19 protein-coding genes and 1 tRNA gene are annotated in these 18,178 nt (G+C 63.5%); 9 read left to right on the top strand and 11 right to left on the bottom strand.

Features of this window, described 5'->3' with window-relative positions; all coding sequences use genetic code 11:
• Position 1: 1 nt before the first annotated feature.
• Positions 2-829 carry a nucleoside triphosphate pyrophosphohydrolase gene (gene mazG, locus ACN0YL_RS08550; RefSeq protein ID WP_417497697.1) on the bottom strand — a complete coding sequence of 276 codons (828 nt, stop codon included), beginning with the start codon at positions 827-829 and terminating at the stop codon, positions 2-4.
• Between the two features lie 291 nt (positions 830-1,120).
• Between mazG and ACN0YL_RS08545 the strand changes: the two genes are divergently transcribed.
• Positions 1,121-1,417, top strand: coding sequence for a hypothetical protein (locus tag ACN0YL_RS08545; RefSeq protein ID WP_417497696.1), 297 nt, complete (start codon positions 1,121-1,123; stop codon positions 1,415-1,417).
• Positions 1,418-1,519: 102 nt separating this feature from the next.
• On the opposite strand, the gene ACN0YL_RS08540 is transcribed toward ACN0YL_RS08545, so the two are convergent.
• The 6 genes from ACN0YL_RS08540 to ACN0YL_RS08515 form a co-directional block, all read right to left on the bottom strand.
• Positions 1,520-2,371: an MBL fold metallo-hydrolase gene (locus ACN0YL_RS08540; RefSeq protein ID WP_417497695.1), complete on the bottom strand. Its 852-nt coding sequence runs from the start codon at positions 2,369-2,371 to the stop codon at positions 1,520-1,522.
• On the bottom strand, positions 2,368-3,150 hold the full coding sequence (locus ACN0YL_RS08535; RefSeq protein WP_417491783.1) for a TatD family hydrolase: 783 nt from the start codon (positions 3,148-3,150) through the stop codon (positions 2,368-2,370). Before ACN0YL_RS08535 ends, ACN0YL_RS08540 begins: the two co-directional genes overlap by 4 nt.
• An 8-nt stretch (positions 3,151-3,158) precedes the next feature.
• Positions 3,159-4,205, bottom strand: coding sequence for a DNA polymerase III subunit delta' (locus ACN0YL_RS08530; RefSeq protein WP_417497694.1), 1,047 nt, complete (start codon positions 4,203-4,205; stop codon positions 3,159-3,161).
• The gene (gene tmk, locus ACN0YL_RS08525; RefSeq protein ID WP_417497693.1) at positions 4,202-4,837 is read right to left on the bottom strand and encodes a dTMP kinase; all 636 of its coding nucleotides are present in this window, start codon (positions 4,835-4,837) and stop codon (positions 4,202-4,204) included. The genes ACN0YL_RS08530 and tmk overlap by 4 nt, the downstream gene beginning before the upstream one ends.
• Position 4,838: 1 nt before the next feature.
• Entirely contained in the window at positions 4,839-6,008 is a 1,170-nt protein-coding gene (locus ACN0YL_RS08520; protein ID WP_417497692.1) for a D-alanyl-D-alanine carboxypeptidase family protein, read from the bottom strand.
• Positions 6,009-6,140: 132 nt separating this feature from the next.
• On the bottom strand, positions 6,141-7,046 hold the full coding sequence (locus ACN0YL_RS08515; RefSeq protein WP_417497691.1) for a septal ring lytic transglycosylase RlpA family protein: 906 nt from the start codon (positions 7,044-7,046) through the stop codon (positions 6,141-6,143).
• 127 nt (positions 7,047-7,173) lie between these two features.
• On the opposite strand from ACN0YL_RS08515, the gene ACN0YL_RS08510 reads away from it, so the two are divergent.
• The 4 genes from ACN0YL_RS08510 (at position 7,174) to ACN0YL_RS08495 (ending at position 10,019) form a co-directional block, all read left to right on the top strand.
• A tRNA-Ser gene (locus ACN0YL_RS08510) sits at positions 7,174-7,261 on the top strand.
• Positions 7,262-7,366: 105 nt separating this feature from the next.
• On the top strand, positions 7,367-8,470 hold the full coding sequence (locus tag ACN0YL_RS08505; protein WP_417497690.1) for a hypothetical protein: 1,104 nt from the start codon (positions 7,367-7,369) through the stop codon (positions 8,468-8,470).
• Positions 8,467-9,114 (top strand): HAD family hydrolase, encoded by a 648-nt coding sequence (locus tag ACN0YL_RS08500; protein ID WP_417497689.1) that lies wholly within the window; start codon positions 8,467-8,469, stop codon positions 9,112-9,114. The genes ACN0YL_RS08505 and ACN0YL_RS08500 overlap by 4 nt, the downstream gene beginning before the upstream one ends.
• On the top strand, positions 9,111-10,019 hold the full coding sequence (locus ACN0YL_RS08495; RefSeq protein ID WP_417497688.1) for a PfkB family carbohydrate kinase: 909 nt from the start codon (positions 9,111-9,113) through the stop codon (positions 10,017-10,019). The genes ACN0YL_RS08500 and ACN0YL_RS08495 overlap by 4 nt, the downstream gene beginning before the upstream one ends.
• A 254-nt stretch (positions 10,020-10,273) precedes the next feature.
• On the opposite strand, the gene ACN0YL_RS08490 is transcribed toward ACN0YL_RS08495, so the two are convergent.
• Positions 10,274-11,164 carry a LysR family transcriptional regulator gene (locus tag ACN0YL_RS08490; RefSeq protein WP_417497687.1) on the bottom strand — a complete coding sequence of 297 codons (891 nt, stop codon included), beginning with the start codon at positions 11,162-11,164 and terminating at the stop codon, positions 10,274-10,276.
• A 117-nt stretch (positions 11,165-11,281) separates the two neighbouring features.
• On the opposite strand from ACN0YL_RS08490, the gene ACN0YL_RS08485 reads away from it, so the two are divergent.
• The 4 genes from ACN0YL_RS08485 (at position 11,282) to ACN0YL_RS08470 (ending at position 15,447) form a co-directional block, all read left to right on the top strand.
• Entirely contained in the window at positions 11,282-11,830 is a 549-nt protein-coding gene (locus ACN0YL_RS08485) for a carboxymuconolactone decarboxylase family protein (RefSeq protein WP_417497686.1), read from the top strand.
• Between the two features lie 61 nt (positions 11,831-11,891).
• Complete coding sequence (locus ACN0YL_RS08480; RefSeq protein ID WP_417497685.1) at positions 11,892-12,356, top strand: DUF1348 family protein; 465 nt, start codon at positions 11,892-11,894, stop codon at positions 12,354-12,356.
• A 15-nt stretch (positions 12,357-12,371) separates the two neighbouring features.
• Positions 12,372-12,977, top strand: coding sequence for a pyridoxamine 5'-phosphate oxidase family protein (locus ACN0YL_RS08475; protein WP_417497684.1), 606 nt, complete (start codon positions 12,372-12,374; stop codon positions 12,975-12,977).
• 214 nt (positions 12,978-13,191) lie between these two features.
• The gene (locus ACN0YL_RS08470) at positions 13,192-15,447 is read left to right on the top strand and encodes a DUF6055 domain-containing protein (protein WP_417497683.1); all 2,256 of its coding nucleotides are present in this window, start codon (positions 13,192-13,194) and stop codon (positions 15,445-15,447) included.
• 18 nt (positions 15,448-15,465) lie between these two features.
• Here ACN0YL_RS08470 and ACN0YL_RS08465 read toward each other — a convergent pair whose 3' ends face one another.
• The 3 genes from ACN0YL_RS08465 to ACN0YL_RS08455 all read right to left on the bottom strand — a co-directional run bounded on the left by ACN0YL_RS08465 (position 15,466) and on the right by ACN0YL_RS08455 (position 18,085).
• Positions 15,466-15,927 carry a BLUF domain-containing protein gene (locus ACN0YL_RS08465; protein WP_417491600.1) on the bottom strand — a complete coding sequence of 154 codons (462 nt, stop codon included), beginning with the start codon at positions 15,925-15,927 and terminating at the stop codon, positions 15,466-15,468.
• A gap of 9 nt (positions 15,928-15,936) precedes the next feature.
• Positions 15,937-17,292, bottom strand: coding sequence for a protoglobin domain-containing protein (locus ACN0YL_RS08460; protein WP_417497682.1), 1,356 nt, complete (start codon positions 17,290-17,292; stop codon positions 15,937-15,939).
• 130 nt (positions 17,293-17,422) lie between these two features.
• Positions 17,423-18,085: a helix-turn-helix domain-containing protein gene (locus ACN0YL_RS08455; protein WP_417497681.1), complete on the bottom strand. Its 663-nt coding sequence runs from the start codon at positions 18,083-18,085 to the stop codon at positions 17,423-17,425.
• Positions 18,086-18,178 lie beyond the last annotated feature (93 nt).

Here is an 18,178-nt window from a genome sequence, read left to right as displayed (position 1 = left end):
ACTAGGCGGAAACGGGCCTTTTGGCCTTGTCGATCCCCTTTGCCTCGTTCCACAGCGCTTCCATTTCCTCGAGCGAGGCATCCTCCGGCCGCCGGCCCGCGGCGGCGAGCTTGCCTTCGATATAGCCGAAACGGCGCTCGAACTTGGCGTTGGCGCTACGCGTTGCGGCTTCGACATTTACATTGAGTTTCCGGCCCAAATTAGTGCAAACAAACATTAAATCGCCGACCTCCTCGGCGATGTGTTCGCCATCTCCGGAGAGAATGGCCTCACGCACTTCGGCGACTTCCTCGGCGAGCTTGTCGAACACCTGTTCGGCATCGGGCCAGTCAAATCCGACCCGGGCGGCGCGGGCCTGCAGCTTCTGGGCGCGTTTGACGGCCGGCAAGGCGAGGGGGATGTCGGCGAGCACGCCATCGCCCTTGCGGCTGGCGGCGCGTTCGCGCGCCTTCTGCGCCTCCCACTCCACCGTCTGCGCCGCACTGTCGCGCTGCACCGCATCGCCAAACACATGCGGATGGCGCCGGATCATCTTGTCATTGATGGCGGCGGCGACATCGTCAAACCCGAACAGGCCGGCCTCCTGCGCCATGCGGGCGTGGAACACGACCTGGAGCAAAAGATCGCCCAGCTCGTCCTTGAGCTCGTCATACTGTTCGCGCTCGATGGCATCAGCGACCTCATAGGCCTCCTCGACCGTGTAGGCGGCGATCGACTTGAAGTCCTGTTCCAGATCCCAGGGACAACCGGTCTCGCGGTCGCGCAGGCAGGCCATGATCGCAATCAGGCGGTTGATCGGGGTGAGGGCGGCGTCTGGGGCTTGCGGCATGGCAGGGCGACTCGGTTTGCTGGGTGTTGCGCCAGCCTAGCCCGGATCGGGGCGAATGTTCGATGCTCGATGGGCGTGATGTCCGGGGATGAACTGGAATTCGCGTCCGGGATACTTCAAGCTCCAAAAAAATTAAGACGCTGCATACCGTAGAATCTGAATTCAAAGAACGCCATAAGGTGCCGAAATTATTCGTGTTCTATTTTCTCTGTTTTGCCTGGCTCGGTCTCATTCCGGTGATCGATATGCTGGCAGGCGGCGGCACAGACCGGGATCGCCGGGACCTCAAGCGTGGCCAACATGGCCAGGCTGGCCCGTGTGGAGCCAGGCCTGTGGCTGCTCCTGCTGGGCTCGGCCGCCTCGATCATTGCGAGCCGGGGCATGATGCGCAGTGGCGGCAGTCTGTGGCCGGCGATCCTGGCGCACGGACTCTGCAATGACGCGTTCGGCCTGGCCGGACGCGTGCCGGTGGTCGAGGCGCTGACGCCGGGACATCAGTTTACGCACGGTGCGGCCATGATGCTCGCTGCAGGCCTGGCCTTAGCTTTGGATCGCAAGCTGATGTTTTCAAGTAAGAAGCCGGAATAGGGTCGGCGTCACCTGGCTCAGATACCCGGATCAATATAGCGCATAATAAATATTATGAGAAAGATTGGATGTCGATATTGAGCCGGGCAACGCGTTTCCGCTTCAACGCTCCTCAATGCTGATTGCGCCATCTTCCGCGAGAATCCGCAATCCGTCATTGGCGCAACGGACGCTCTCGGGCAAATCGGCGCTCAGCGCATCATGATCGAGCGTGATGTGGAGATTGGTCAGCACGGCGCTGTGAGCACCGACCCGGCCGATTTCGCGCAAGGCATCGCTGACGTCGAAATGTGTCGGATGCGGTTCGAGCCGCAAGGCATCGACGACCCAGCAGCCGACATCCGTCAACACCGCGGCGCTGTCGTCCGGCAGTCCATTGATATCGGCCGAATACGCCAGCGCGCCGAAGCGGAAGCCAACGGAGCGGATGGCGCCGTGCTCCTGGTCGAAACCGGTCACCGAAACCGGCCCGCCGGCGCCGTCAATCACCAGCGCCTCACCCATTGCCGGCAGAGCCTGCTGATCGAGAATCGCCGGATATGGCGAGCCCGGCGGTGCGGTGAAGGCATAGCCAAACCGCGTCGTCAGGGTCTTGGCGGTTGCCGCGTCCATCCAGACCGGGATGCGTTGGCGCTGCAGCAGTGCAAAGGCGCGCAAATCATCCAGCCCGTGGGTCTGGTCGGCGTGATCATGGGTGATCAGAACAGCATCGATCCGTGGCACCCGCGCTGCCAGCATCTGTTCGCGAAAGTCCGGTGATGTGTCGATGACGATCCGCGTCACCGCCTCGCCGGCCTGCAGGGCGTCGAGATCGGCGGCATGTTCAACCAGGGCCGAACAGCGCAGGCGCCGATTCTTCGGATTGGCCGGATCGCACAGGCCCCAATCGCCATTGGCGCGTGGCACACCGCCCGAGGAGCCGCAGCCCAGAATGGTCAGCCGCGTCACACTCATGGCCGCGGCACCCGGTCAAACAGATCGAAGAAATTCTCGCTCGTGCGGCTGGCACACTCGGCCAGGCTCCAGCCTTTCACCGTTGCCAGACCGGCAGCGACATCCGGCAGAAAGGCCGGTTCGCAGCGCTGGCCGCGATGCGGGACCGGCGCCAGATACGGGCAATCGGTTTCGACGATCACCTTGTCGTCCGGCACATCATCGCGGAAGACGGCGCGGACATCATCGGCCTTCCTGAAGGTGATAATGCCGGAGGCGGCAAACCAGCTGCCAAGCTTCGCGGCACGCCGGGCCAGCATCGAACCGCCGGTATAACAGTGCAGAAGGGCACGGAAGGCCCCCTTCCCCATTTCGTCCTCGAGCAGGTCCGCCATCGCCTCATCGGCGTCGCGGCAATGCAGGATCAAGGGCAGATCGGAACGCCGGGCCGCCTCGATATGGGCAGCCAGACTGGCGAACTGATCCTCGCGCGGGCTGTAATTATAGTGGAAATCCAGCCCGGTCTCGCCAATCCCGACGACTTTGGGATGGGCGGCGATCTCGAGCAATTCATCGGCGGTGATGTCGGGCCGGTCCTTGGCGTGATGCGGATGGGCGCCGATCGAGCAATAGATATCGTCATGGCGCTCGGCAATCGCTGAAACCGCCGGGAAATCAGCCAATTGACAGCAAATCGTCACCATGCGGACGACACCGGCCGCGCGGGCGCGCTCGATAACGCCATCAAGGTCCTCGGCGAATTGCTCGCCATGCAGATTGACATGACTGTCGACAAACATCGGACGGCTCACGCGTTTTGCTGCCGGGCGGCGTCGCGGACATAGCCCAGCGCCGCCAGCGCACTCTGTTTCGGATCGAGATAAAGCCCGTCAGCCTCGCCGGCGAGCGTATTGACCTCGCGCCAGGCATTGAGCCAGGGCGTCGGATCGATCTGGTTTTCGGCCTGTTTGCGGGCCGCGTCGTGGATCGCATTGGACAGCGCCGTGTAGAAGACCGAACGCAGCCCTTCACTGCCCTTGCGCGCCACCCGGTCAGCCAGGGCGCGGACTTCACTGTCGCTGGCCGAATTGCCGCGCGCGACGACCTGCTTGATCTGGCTGGCGAGTTCGACCCCGCCGGACGCACACAGCGCCAGCGCCCGACCGGGGGCTCCGCCAGCCAGACGCGAGGCTGCGAGGGCCGAGGCCTCATCGCTGGCCGCGCGCTGGTCGATCAGCCATTGCGCCGTGGCCTCGATCTCCGGCGGCCGCAGCACCAGGGTGCGGCAGCGCGAACGGATCGTGGCGGGCAAGCGTCCCGGTGAATGCGCGACCAGCAGCAGAACGCCCTTCTGCGGCGGTTCTTCCAGCGTTTTCAGCAAGGCATTGGCGCCGTTATTGTTCATTTCGTCGACGCTATCGACGAGGCAGACGCGCCAGCCATCATTGGCGCTGGCACTTTTCTCGAAGAAATGTGGAGCCTTGCGCGCTTCGTCGACGGTAATCTCGCCGCGCCAGCGCTTGCGCTTGTCATCCCAGGGCCGCCGCAGCAGCAAGAGGTCGGGACAGGCGCTGGCCTCGAGCAATTGGCACACCGGATCGGTCGGGCTGGCGCCGAGCGGGCCGTATTCCGGTGCCGGCGCCGCGCCGAGGATCCGCCGCGCCGCGCGCCAGGCAAAACTGGCCTTGCCGACACCGCGTGGACCGGTGATCAGCCAGGCGTGATGCATGCGCCCGCCGGTCAGCGCCGTTGCGAGGCTGGTTTCCGCGGTCTCGTGCCCGAACAGGTCGTAACGCTCCCGCGGCGCCAGGCAGCCGGGCTGGACATCCGGACCGAGCTCGGGATCCGTGCTCACAGCAGCCGCGCCCCGAGATGGCCATCGATCGCCGCGACCGCATGACTGAACACGGTTTCGGCCGGTTCGCCGCCGTCCAGGACGATGCAGCGTTCCGGATCATCCTCGGCGATGTCGAGGAAAGCCCGGCGCAATCGGCCGTGAAAGCCCGGATCGAAACGCTCGAACCGGGTCGCATCCTCGCCGCGGGCGATGGTGCGCTCGATGCCGAGCTGGGGATTGATATCGAGGATCAGGGTCAGATCCGGCTTGAAATTGCCCAGCGCCGCCTGGTGCAGCAGCTTGATGCGCTCGATCGGCACGCCGCCGGCCGCGCCCTGATAGGCCGTGGTGGAATCGGCAAAACGGTCAGACAGTACCCAGGCGCCGCGTTGCAGCGCCGGCGCGATCAGGCGTTCGACATGATCGACGCGCGCGGCATACATCAAAAGCGCCTCGGTCATCGGCGACCAGCGGTCGATGGCGCCGGTGAGCAGGATCTCGCGGAGCAATTCAGCCCCCGGGGTTCCGCCCGGTTCGCGGGTGACAATGACATCGAGGCCGCGGGCACGCAGCTTTTCAGCCAGGGCCTGGATCAGCGTTGTCTTGCCCGCGCCCTCGCCGCCTTCCAGCGTGATGAAATGGCCGCGCATCTCAGCTGCCGCCGCGGATCATGTGTGCCAGCGCCGCGCCGATCCGGCCCATCATGCCCTTGCGGCCGACAGTTTCAGAGGCGTAGAGCGGATAGTCCTCGGCCTCATAGCCCGGCGCCTCGACGACGAGACGGCCGATCTCCTGGCCGGCTTCGATCGGGGCCATCAACGGGCCTTCATAGACGACGCTGACCGTCATGTTGCGGCGGGCGCGGCGATGCAGCGCGACCTGGATGTCCTCGCCGACCTGCAGGCCCACCGTATCGGCATCGCCCATGAACACCGCAGCGCGCGGATCAAGTACGGTATCGGCGGCGAACAGGTCATAGACGGCAAAATCCGACATCGCGGCGCGCATCATGCGCTCGGCTTCAGCCGTGCGGTCGCGATTGGAGGTCATGCCGTTGAAGACGATGATGCGGCGTTCGCCATTGCGCTCGGCCGTGCCGACCAGACCGTAGCCAGCGGCTTCGGTGTGACCGGTTTTCAGGCCATCGGCGCCGGCGAAATTGCCCAGCAGCGGATTGCGATTGTATTGGCGGATGCCGTTATAGGTGAATTCGCGCTCGGCCCACATGCTGTAATATTGCGGGTGATCGCGGATCAGGATCCGGGCCAGACGCGCTAGGTCGAGGGCGCTGATATAGTGGTCAGGATCGGGCCAGCCGGTGGCATTGGCGAAATTGGCACTGGTCAGTCCCAGCTCGTGCGCCCGCGCCGTCATCGCGTCCGCGAAGGCCGCCTCGCTGCCGGACAGGGCTTCGGCCAACACGATACAGGCATCACCGCCGGATTGGATGATGACGCCGCGCAGCAGATCCTCGACGCTGGCACGGCTGCCCAGTTCGAGAAACATGGTCGAGGAGCCGGACGCTGCACCTCCGGTGCGCCAGGCATGTTCGGACACCGGCAGTTCATCATCCATGGAGAGCGTGCCGGCCTCGATGGCCTCGAGCACCATCAGCACCGTCATCATCTTGCTCATCGAGGATGGCGCCATTGGCGTCTCGGCATCCTTGGCGAACAGGACCTGTCCGGTGTCGTAATCCATGATCACCGCATGGGTGGCCTCGGTCTCGTATCTGTCCTGGGCCTGTGCCGGCGCCGCGGCCAGAACGGGTGCCAGCACGAGGGCGGCGATGGAGGCGAAAGTCGAAATGAGTGCGCGCACGTCTGAACGCTCCTGTCGGGAATCGGGAAGTTACCGCGTGGAAGACGCCATACAAGCGCGGCGAGAGTGTGACGTCCAGCACCCAGACCTGAAGATGCGACCGGGAAACTCAGTTATCTGCGTCTGCCGACGCTAATTCAGGGACACGATCCGGGCATCGCGCACGCCATAGCTGGCCAGCCGCGTGCGCGCCTGGTCAGCACTCGGACGGTCACTCCAGCGGCCGACGAAGACACGGTAGAGCGTCTGGCCTCCGGTTTCGACCGCCTGGACCCAGACTTCGCCGGCCTCCGCGATCCGCTCGGCAAAGCGGTTGGCATTGCCCAGATCGGCGAAGGCGCCGGCCTGCACCGTCAGTTCACCGCCCGTCGCCGGCACCCAGGCCGGGGAAAACGGCGCATCGCGGGCGACATCCTCCAGCGCCGGCACCGTGTCGGGTCCGCCGATATCGGCCAGTTGATAGCCCGGGTCCGGGGCCCCGGCAGCCGGATAGGCCGGGCCGAGATAACGCACCCTCACCCGCGCCAGCCCGTTGGCGCGATAGCCCAGCTGGTCGGCGGCGGCGCGGCTGAGATCGATCAGGCGGTCATCGACAAAGGGGCCACGATCATTGATCCGCACCACGACTTGGCGGCCATTTTCAAGATTGGTGACCTCGGCGATGGAGGGAATGGGCAGCGTCGTGTGCGCCGCCGTCATCGCGTTCTGGTCAAACACCTCGCCATTGGCGGTCGGCCGGCCATGAAAGGTCGGGCCATACCAGGAGGCGATGCCGGTGACGTCGTAATCATCATCGCGTTGCGGCACATAGCGCTGGCCGCCAACGGTATAGGCGCGGCCGACCTTCTGGTGGCCAGTATCATCGGCGATCAGGACCGCGGTATCGACCCGGCGCGCCAGTTCAACCGGCGCCACAGCCGTTGCGGCCGGAAGCGGCGGCACCGCATCGCGCGCAAAGCTGCGCGTCGGTTCCGGGCGCGAGGCGCAGCCGGCCAGCAAAAGCAAAGCCAGTGCACTGGCAATCAATGAATGACGCAAGACGGGACCCACCAGGTTCGGCCAACCCAAATTCACCGCCACATTATCGCGCAATAGTGAAAGGAGGGTAAGCCGCTGCAACGCAGATATTGCGCTTGGCCCCCGATGACCGCTATTGGAGCCGACCGGAGAGGTGGCAGAGTGGTCGATTGCGGCGGTCTTGAAAACCGTTGAACCGCGAGGTTCCGGGGGTTCGAATCCCTCCCTCTCCGCCATCCTATCCAGACGCTGCCATCGGTTGAAGCGGCGCCGACAAGCGTTCCGTCTTGCTTGACCGGAAGCTTGTTCCTGATCCATACGTGATCGAGGGAGGCGTTGTAGTGATTGGAAGAATTCAAGCAATTGCACGCAAGAAGGCGCTCGTCGCAGGCGTGAGTGCAATGCTCGTCATCGTCGCCTTTGTCCTGACCAATTATCTGACAGGCAGTACCGACGCTTCCCTGGCGGTCGGCGGTCTGGTGTCATTTTTCGCCAGCGTCCTCCTGCTCGCTCTGAATGAAATAGCACCGACCGGATTCTCGCTGTTGATGGTGGCGAAGAGCAGCCCTTATTCCAAACAGATCGCGCAAGGCGTCAAAGAAGTCGTGTCAAATTCCCGCGACGGATTTTCGGAAGTGGTGCTGATCGAGGACCCCACGGGCAATGATGCCCTCATTCAGGCCATCGAGGAGCAGCTGACTCGTCGCTACTTCGGCACCGTCGCCATCAGGCCACTCGTCGTGGACAACAGGCTGGCCGACTACGTCAAGATTCTTCTGGCGCGGGATATCTTCGTGATCCTGCTCGACCTTGATATTCCCGACCCTGAATTTGGCATCGCAACCAAACGCCTGCCCTATTATGTCGGCTCCGATCACCGGCTTGGCGGCAGTGAAGCCTTCGCGCTCGCATCGGCGCTGCCCGTCTGTGAGAATACCTATTATCTGGCGCTTCTCGGCCCGGAAGGCTCGTCATCAGCCGAGAGCCGCGGCCGCTCGCTGTGTTGGTCACTCATGTGCTCGGGCCGGCATCGAGAGTCCTTTGTGGTCCAGCTGCCCTCCTGGTCACCACAAGCGGCAATGAATGCAATCAAGGCCGCACTGGAACCGGTCCATGCCGACGTCACCGTAGATTGTTCCCGCCTGATTGTGTTCTGCCCGAATGACAATATATGCCAGGCACTCGCGACGCACCTGGACGAGCTGAAGCGATTGGAGGTTTTCCAGCCGCTCGATGAAATCGGTTTCGTGGGATATGACGGCCTGCGCGGCCCGCTCGGCGACTATGCCCTGCAGGGGGTTGCGAACGTGGTGGGGACGGTGGATTCGTGCCCGGAACTGATCGGCCGGGAAGCGGCCCTGGCGGCAATCGCATCCTTTGAACGACGCCTTTCCCGCCAGAAGCGGCAATTCCTGGTTCAGCCCGTGGGGGTAGCGTTTACGTGAGCTCTGAACTTGTCAGCAAACTGACCCTGCTGAACGGGAAGGCCGAGTGGCTGGTCGATTTTGACGGCACGATTGCCGATACAGAGCCCTTGCAGAAGCGCGCCTATGAGGTCGTGCTGAAATCCGGTTACGGTCTCGATCAACCCCTCGATTTCGAGCGTTACCGCGGACATGCCGAAACGCAGATCTATCGCCAGCTTGAGCAGGATTTTGGACTCACAATTGTCGATTCCGAGTTTTTCTGGGCTCGTATCACCAGCTTCTACCAACTCGTCTCCGAGGCCGGCCTGAAACCGTTCGGAGTCATGGAACGGGCGCTGCGTTCGGAGCAACGGCCCGCAAAGGTCAGAATCGTGTCTTCGCAAAAGCGCCACGTTATCGAACACATGCTGGAGTATTGGGGGCTGCGCGCGTGCTTTGACGATATCTTGACGGGCGAACAATTCGCCGGTGGCAAGCTGGAGCTGCTCGACACGCTCCGGGCTGACTGTGCGTCACCAGACGAGGTCTGCTTCTTTGACGATGCGCGCATGCATCTGCTTCATGCCAAACGGCTCGGTTTTTTTGTGGTAGGCATCGAATCGTCAACCGTGCTCACTGATGCCGGTTGCGACTTGGTCCTGCGGAAAGAGGAATTGGCGTGACCCGATCTGCTGTCTTCGCTGGTCTGTGTACGGTGGACCATTTTTTCTACAATGACGCCATGCCGGCCGAGAATGAAAAAACCCGCAGCGTCGGCTATGACTGTGACGCTGGAGGGCCCGCATTCAATGCCGCGGTCACCTATTGCATTCTCGGTGGCTCCGCCAGGTTTGCCGGCAATCTGGGACAGGGTGGCAATTCCGAGATTATCCGCGCCGTTGCGCGAAAATTCGGGCTTGAGGTCCTGGCCCTGTCCAACGATCCGCAACAAAAGCCGGCAACCGCTGCCATCGGGATCAACAACCGGACGGGAAGCCGGACCGTCTGGTCGTTTCAGCCCGAAAGCGTGACGGTGGTCGATGGCCCGGCCGCGATCGATCCGGCCGGCAATAACTGTCTCGTCCTCGATGGGCACGTGATGCCCGTGGCGTTGAGAATGGCGCGCGAGGCGCGCAAGCAGGGCCTTCCCGTTTTGCTCGATGCCGGTAGCTGGAAGCCGGGATTTGAAAGCCTCCTGCCCTTGTGCACCTGCGTGATCGCGTCCTCGGGCTTTCGCTGCCCGGGTGATGAGTCGCCAATCGACTATATTGGCAGTCTGGGCGTGCAGGAAGTCGCCATCTCTCGCAATGAACTCCCGATACACTATCGACTTAATGGTAAAGAGGGGCAGATCCCTGTTGAACCGGTTGTCGCCGTGGATACCCTGGGTGCAGGTGATGTCCTGCATGGAGCCTTTGCCTATTTTCGCTATGGGCGCGGCATGGAATTCTGCGAGGCCCTAACCTTGGCGTCGCGCGTTTCAACACGGAGTGTGCAATTTCGCGGCGCGCGAGATGGTGTTGTTGCCTTTCAGACCGAGCCCGAGGCTGGCATGGTCCCATCGGGCCTTCGCCAGGCGCTGGAATAGCCAGTTAAGGCCCGAACGCCACGGGGTATGCCTTTGATGAGCGCCTGTGTTGCTTTCGTATGGCGTTGATGATCCCCGGGTGTGGGCTTCATTGGCCTCAAATTGGGCCGTGAAATCTGGAAATATGCTGCGAAACCAATCGGATATCGGTTTCATTTCCGGTTTCGATCCTGTTTTCACGATTTTCGCACATCCCGCATCACCTCCGAGCCCGCCAGTATAACCGCGCCCGGCAAGCGGCGGACAAGCCCGGGCTAGAGACCGGCTTTCAGGCGCGGGGTGGCGAAATCGATGAATGCGCGCAGCTTCCTCGGCAGGATTTCCTGGCCGGGATAGACCAGGCTGACGGGCAGCGGATCGGGCGCATGGCCGTCGAGGACTGTCACCAGCCGCCCCGCCGCGACGGCGTCAGCGATCTGGTAGGAGAGCACCCGCGTCAGGCCGACCCCGGCAATGGCCGCATCGATTGCCGCCTCGGCCGTGTTGACCGTCAGCCGCGAGCGGGGCGTGGCAGGGCGTGATGCCGCCCCCTTGCCGAACTTCCACGCCTCCGACAATGGCAAGGCCGAGAAGGTCACGACATCATGGTCGGCGAGGTCCCTCGGGGTTTGCGGACAGCCGCGCCGTTCCAGATAATCCGGGCTCGCGCAGACGACACGGCGGACTGTCCCGACTTTCACGGCAACATCGCTGCTGTCAGGCAGGCTGGCGATGCGCAGGGCCAGGTCTACGTGATCGTCGATCAGGTGCAGCAGTCTGTCTGCGAGGACCAGCCTGACATCCGTTTCCGGGTAAGCCTGCAGGAAGGCCGTGACCACAGGAAGCATTTGCAGGCGTCCGAAGACGATGGGGGCGGTGATCACCAGCCTTCCCTTCACGACTGCGTATTCGCCCGCCGCCGTGCGCTCGGCTTCGGTGAGGTCTTCGAGGATGCGCCGGGTCGCGGCGACATAGGCCTGTCCAACCTCGGTCAGGCTGATGCTGCGCGTTGACCTGACCAGCAGCTGTGTTCCCAGGTGCGTCTCGAGATCGGAAATCTTGCGGCTGACGGTCGACAACGGGATGCCGAGCCGCCGCCCTGCGCCGGACAGGCTGCCCGCCTCGACAACGTTATGGAGGATGGACATCGCCTCGATCCGGTCCATGACACCCTTCCGGTTATTGGGAATATGACTTCCGGAATTACCGGATTATACCGATGAACGCCACCCCCTACCTTTGGAGCGACCAGAATGACTGGTCCACTCGAAAGGAGTTCCCCAATGTCCCGCATCGCAATCCCCGCTACCACCGCCGACACGCCCGCCGCCAGCCAGCCGCTATTGCAGGCTGTCGAAAAACAACTTGGCACGGTGCCGAACATGTTCCGCATGATCGCCAATAGCCCGTCCGCGCTGAAAGGCTATCTCGCCCTCTCGGGCGCACTGGCCGAAGGCAGCCTGCCGGCGCCGACCCGCGAACGTATCGCGCTGGCCGTCGCCGAGTTGAACAAATGTGGCTACTGCCTGGCCGCGCACAGCTATCTCGGCGCGAACATGGCCAAGCTCGACCCGGCCGAGATCCGCGCCAATCGCCGCGGCCACTCAACCGACCCCAAGGCCGATGCTGCGGTGCGCTTTGCCGCCAGCGTCGTGACGGCGCGCGGCCAGGTGAGCGATGACGAGGTCAAGGCGGTCAAGCTTGCCGGCTATTCCGATGCGCAGGTGGTCGAGATCGTGCTGCACGTCGCGGTGAACACGCTGACCAACTACGCCAACGAGGTGGCGCAGACCGTTGTCGATTTTCCCGCAGTAGACGCGCTTGCCGCCTGACGCTCCCGTGGGCTCGCCCCTTGGGCGGGCCCGCCCCATTCCCCATCCCCGGAGACATATGATGCCCCGTCCGCCGCTTCCCCCCTTCACCGCCGCGACCGCCGCGCAAAAGACGCGATTGGCCGAGGATGCCTGGAACAGCCGCGATCCCGCGAGCGTGTCGCTGGGCTATACGCCGGACAGCCGCTGGCGCAACCGGGCCGAGTGCCTGACCGGCCGTGCTGCCATAGAGGCCTTCCTCATCCGCAAGTGGGCGCGCGAACATGAGTATCGCCTGATCAAGGAGGTCTGGACCTTTGCCGGCAACCGGATCGCTGTGAGATTTGCCTATGAATGGAAAGACGCTGACGGCGCCTGGTTTCGCAGCTATGGCAACGAAAACTGGGAATTCGGCGGCGACGGACTGATGTCGCGGCGCATCGCCAGCATCAACGATCTGCCCATCGCAGAGGCGGACCGAAAGTTCCACTGGCCGATCGGGCGCCGCCCTGACGACCACCCCGGCCTGACCGAACTCGGGCTCTAGGGGATTCGACTGGACATGACCTACGCCAGCGACATTGCGTTCACGCCCGCCGTAAAGGCCATTCAGGAGCGCAACGGTTCGCGCCGCGCCTACGCCAAGCTGGAGCGATCGGGCGGCTGGCACACGGACGTCACGCCCGATCTCAAGACGTTCATCGAGGCGCAGACCAGTGTGTTTCTCGCGACCGCCAATGCCGAGAAGCAACCCTACATCCAGCATCGCGGCGGGCCGGCGGGCTTCCTGAAGGTGATCGACGTACAAACGCTTGGCTTCGTCGACTATGCCGGCAACCGGCAGTTCATCTCGTCGGGCAATCTGGCGGACAATCCGAAGGCCTACCTGTTCCTGATCGACTATGCCCACCGTCGCCGGATCAAGATCTGGGGAACCGCAAGGGTCGTCGAGGGGGATGAGGAACTGGTCGCGGATCTCATGCCGCCAGACTACAAGGCGCGCGCCGAACAGGTGATCCTGTTTACAGTGTCTGCCTGGGACGCGAACTGTCCCCAGCATATCCCGCAGCGGTTCGAGGCCTCGAGTGTCGCTGCCACCCTCGCGGCGCGCGATGCGCGGATTGCCGCGCTTGAAGCCGAACTCGCCAGACTGAAAGCGGTTGGCTGAGACCTGACCTGTTCCTCGAAAGCGCGTTCGGCGATGCTGGCGCAGCGCGGTGGGCGGCATCAGCCCGAATTCACCACGGGCCAGGGCGTACCCCGCCCGCTCCCTTGTGAGCGCGCGACCGGGCCTCTATAGCAGGGGCAACAGAACAGTGATGGCGATTCCGCCCGCTGGGAATTCGGGGGGAAATGTGCGCGCTTCTATTGTTTGTCTGGCCATGGCCGGGGTTCTTGCTGGTGGCGCTGCTGCAGCGCAGACGCCATCCGATCAGGTGTTCAGCGGCGAGCTGACGGATACCGCCCCGCAGCTGACCTTCGATCTGAGCCTTGAGGCCGGACAGATCGTCACTCTGCACACGGCGTCGACAACGCGCCTCGATACGGTGCTGACGCTGCTCGGCCCCGACGGGGACGTGCTCGCCTTCAATGATGACCAGGAACCGGGCGTCCTCACCTCGCGCCTGGTGCATGTGCCGGCCGGCTCCGGTGTCTACCGGGCCCAGATCGAGGGCTATGGCGGGGCGCTGGGCAGTTTCTCGCTGACGATGAGCTTCGGCCTGGATGTCGGCCTGTCGGATGCGGCGCAGACGCTGACCGAAGAGACGGTCAGCTTCGACATGACGCGCACCGAGGCGCGCTTTGATGCCGATCTTGCCGCCGGCGACATTCTCGTCGCCACCACTTTTGCGCTGAGCGAGGATCTTGATTCCACCCTCACCCTGCTCGATGCCGGCGGTACCGTGCTGGCGCAGAATGATGACCGCGGCGATGGCACGCTCAATTCCCGGATCGCCTATCTGATCGAGGATGCCGGGCGCTACCAGCTGGTTGTGGGCACCTATGGCGGTAATGGCGAAGGCGATCTGGCGTTTTCGCTGGCGACCGATCCGGAGGCCGAACTCCCGTTTGACTTCACCGCCATCGAGGGCAGGCAGATCGCCCTGCATGAGGGCGAACTCGGCGATGACCAGCCCTCCATCAGCTTCCCGGTGACGCTGGAAGCGGGACAGACCCTGCTCGCCCTGGCCGACACGGTGAGCGGCGATCTCGACCCCGTACTGCGCCTGACCGGTCCGGATGGTTATCCGGTGGCAATGAATGATGATCGCGGCGATGGCTCGCTCAATTCCGCCTTCGCCTTCACGGCCCCGCAAACGGCCAGCTATCAGCTGGAACTGTCCCGCTATCGCAGCGGCGCCAGCAGCGGCGCGTTTGAACTCGCCCTGTCGCTGGTCGATGCCTCGGTGGTCGATGTGCTGCGGGACCTGCTGGAAAACTCGGTTGAACTGAGTGGTCCGGAATTGTTGATCCAGACTGAAGATTTCCGGGTCTACTACACGCTGGAAGGCGTCGATGCCTCCAGCACGCCCTATGCCGAACTGGTCGCTGACACCCTGCAGGACGTGCTCGAGGCCCAGGTCGGCCGTCTGGGCTGGGCCGAGCCCGTACGCGATGATGACGGACGTTACCGTGCCTATATCGCCGATGCCGACGGTTCGATGGGCGTCACCCAGCCGGTCCAGATCGTGTTCGACAATCCCAATACCTCCGATGTCCGCGAAGCGGCAGCCGCGCGCACCCTGTTCATCATCGACAATGATTTCATCGGCATGGGCAAGACGGCACCGGTAGAAAGCCTGATGCGCGCCACGGCGACGCATGAGTTCAACCATGTCGTCCAGTTCGGCTATGACGCCGAGGAAGGCCTGGACTGGCTCTATGAAGCCACGGCCTCATGGATCGAGACGACCACGGTCGGGGCCGACCAGGACGCCACTGACTATACCGAGACCGATTTCGAGACGCCGCAATTGTGCTGGACCACCACGGTGGAAGGCCATGATTACGGCCAATGGACACTGCTTCAGTCGATGGCGGACAGCTATGGCGAGAGCTTCATCGTCCGCGTCTGGGAAAACAGCGTCGAGCTCGATGGTTTCGAGACCCTGCAGGCCGCGCTCGACGAGGTCGACAGTTCCATCCCCGATGTCATCCAGCGCTGGCGCGCCCAGAATTACGCCCGCGCCTATGATCTCGCCGAACTCTTCCCGATCGCCGTGCACCGCCAGCATACCGTCGAGCGCGAAGGCCGCTGGACTCTGAAGGGCGGGCTGGAACAGCTCGGCGCCAATTATCTCGGCTTCGAGCTCGAGGGCCGCTACGCCATCACGCTCAATGGCGATGCGGGGCTGGAAGTCCTCGCCCTGGGCCAGCGCAATGGCCAGATCGAGGTCATCCCGCTGGGCCGTGGCGGTGTCATCGATACGACCGGCTTCGAGTCGATGGCGCTGATGGTGTTCAATCGCACCATGCCGGAAGCCCCGGGCCAGTGCAGCGGTGTCGGCTATACCATCGAGGTAGCGCCTTCGACCCGGCGCCCGGCCCGCACCGCTTATCGGTTCAGCGATGCGCATCTTGTCCCGACCGCGGCGGCCGTTGATGCGACAGCCGAGGCCGTGGTCGATCAGCCCTGATGCCGACGCGCCGGGCTGCTAGGTCTGCCCGGCGCCGGACGGCAGATCGCCGGCGTGGATCTGCCGCACACCGGTCTTGCCACAACTGACCCGGCGCGCGGTCTCGATGACCTGGCCGTGGGTGGCCAGCTCCGGATTGGGGATCCAGGGCGTGCCGGCGAGCCGGGCCGGCGGCGTGCGCACGAAGACCGACCAGTCGTCAAACATGCGACCGTCGATCTCCGAATAGCCGGTCAGGACGAGATCATTGTGATGCGGGTTGCGCTCGATCCGTTTCAGGGTCGGATAGAGCAGGCTGCGCGGTCCCTCGAGCACCTGGACGAAATGCGGCCCGTCCACCAGCAGCACCCCGGTCAGTCCATGCCGGGGATTATTGCGCAGACCGGCCTCGAGAATATGCAATAATTCGCGATCCTCCTCGTCCCGGTCCGAGACCTGTCCTGCACGCCGGCTAAAGAAGGCAAATCGGCAAAGCAGCATCGCGTCCCCCTATCCAGCCCGCGCTTCAGACATGAATTGCTCGACACGCGCGTTGAGCTGACTCATTTCCTCGCGCACCGAGGCCGAGGAATCGGTGACTTGCCGCGCCGCCTCGCCGGCCTGGCGGACGCTGGATTCCAGGGCGTTGGTGGCCCGCGAGCTCTCCTGGTTGCCGGCGGCCGCCTCGGTGGTATTGCGCACGATCTCGCGCGTCACCACTGATTGTTCCTCGACCGCTGCGGTGATGGTGACGGCCGCAGAATTGACCGAATTGATCGTTTCGTGGATGGCGCTGATGACCGAACTGGCCCGCGAGGTGGCGGCCTGCACATCGGCGATCTGGCGGGCGATCTCGTCGGTGGCCTTGGCGGTCTGGCCGGCCAGGGCCTTCACCTCGCTGGCCACGACCGCGAACCCCTTGCCGGCTTCGCCGGCACGGGCGGATTCGATGGTCGCATTGAGCGCCAGGAGATTGGTCTGTTCGGCGATTTCCTGGATCAGGCTGACGACACTGCCAATCTCGGCGGCAGCCGCGTTGAGTTGCTCCATCGTATCGCCGGCCTCGGTGACCTGTTCAACGGCCTCTGTCGTGATGGCCGAGGTGCGCGAGACCTGGTCGGCGATCTCGCGAGAGGATGCCTCCATCTCGCCGGCCGCCACCGAGACCGATTTGACGTTCGCCGCAGCTTCCTCGGCGCCGGCCGCGGCAGTCGAGGCCTGCCCGAGCGTGCTTTCCACCACTTGCGAGACCAGTGCGGCGGCCTCGTCAAGCGCGCGGGAGGTATCCGTCAGCCGGCCGATCACCCCGGAGACGCCCTGCTCGAAGGTGTCGGCGACCTGCAGCCGGCCTTTGCGGGCCTTGGCTTCGGCCTCTTCCAGATAGATCGAGATCGCGAGTTCCATGTCCAGGAAGACGGCGCGGACCAGGGCGTCGATACAGGCTTCCGCCTGGCTGGTATCCGGCTTGCCAAACCCGGCCCTTCCTGCCCGGGTACCGTGACGCGCCGCCGACACCAGCAGTTCCGACGCCACGGTGGCATAACCGGCTATGTAATAGCGCGGCTCCAGCCCGATATCGCTGTGGACACGCCCGATGCGGCGAACGGTGTCGAAATAGGTCTCGTTGTATTCGCCGCTGAGGATATTGTTCCAGTGATCAACCTGTTTCACCTTCGCGTGCTCGCGATGCTGGTCATCGCGGAACAGGTGCGCGACTTCCGGCGCCCGTGAAACGGTCGCGTAGAAGCGGCTCAGGCCGCGGTCAATGCTGGCGCCGAGCGGGCCGCGCAATTCGCGCAAGCGCTCACGCACCCCGGCATCAATTCCCATGAACTCAAGCCGCGACTCGCCGGTCTTGTCTGTCATCAAACCCTCCCTCGTTTACAGCAGCTGCGGGATGAATTCCCGCTATCCGTGTAATTGGCTGGAGTGTGACGGCGGAGACGGTTAACAAGCGTTAACCGGCCAAACATCGATGAGATAAAGATATTTCAACTTACCGGTCAGTCACTTGGCCGCATGCGCACGATGCACCGCCCAGCGCCGCGCCGAGTTTGTACTGGCTTTCCAAGGTGATGCGCCCGCCCCACTGACATTCGGTCCGGGCAAATTCAGTCTCGCTGATCGCGATGGTGACCGTGTGCCACATATACCGGTCCGGGCCGGTCCCGACCGGAGTGTGGATCGAGCGCATTGCGCCCGGTTTCGCTGGCGGCTGGCAGTGCCAGATATGGCCGGCGGCACCGGCCACCGCGCCATCCTGCTTGAGCGCGGACAGGGTCCGCACGCCCTCCATGAAAGATGTCAGCGCGGGATGCACGAGCGGCTCATGCTCCCGGCAGGGACGAAAGGGCGAAAGCCCGGACTTGTTGCCCTCGCTGGAAGCGAGCAGCTTGAAAGGGCTTTCGCCCTCGATCAGGCACAACATGTGTGGCGACAGGCGCACGGTGAGCATCACCTGGTCCAGCAGCGAAATCTGCTCGGGTGCGCCGAGCAGGCCTTCAATCCGTCGCAGCACATCGCCGCGGGGACGAATCTGCTCGGCTTCAAGTCTCGACAAGTATCCCTGACTGATTTGCAGTATTTCGGCCAGCGTCTGCTGCTTCATTCCAGCCTGTAATCGAAGTTTTCTAAGCTTTGCGCCCCAACCTTCCCTCATATGTCATCACCTTCACTCTTGCCCTCTCCCCAGGCTGGCGGAATGTAGGTCAAACGCAAATTGCGCACGAAGCTTTTAGGCAGGAATGTGAAA

It is taken from the genome of Maricaulis sp., assembly GCF_048269565.1.
GTDB lineage: Bacteria > Pseudomonadota > Alphaproteobacteria > Caulobacterales > Maricaulaceae > Maricaulis.
The sequence above is the reverse complement of the archived record's forward strand: the minus strand, read 5'-3'. Positions and strand labels throughout refer to the sequence as shown.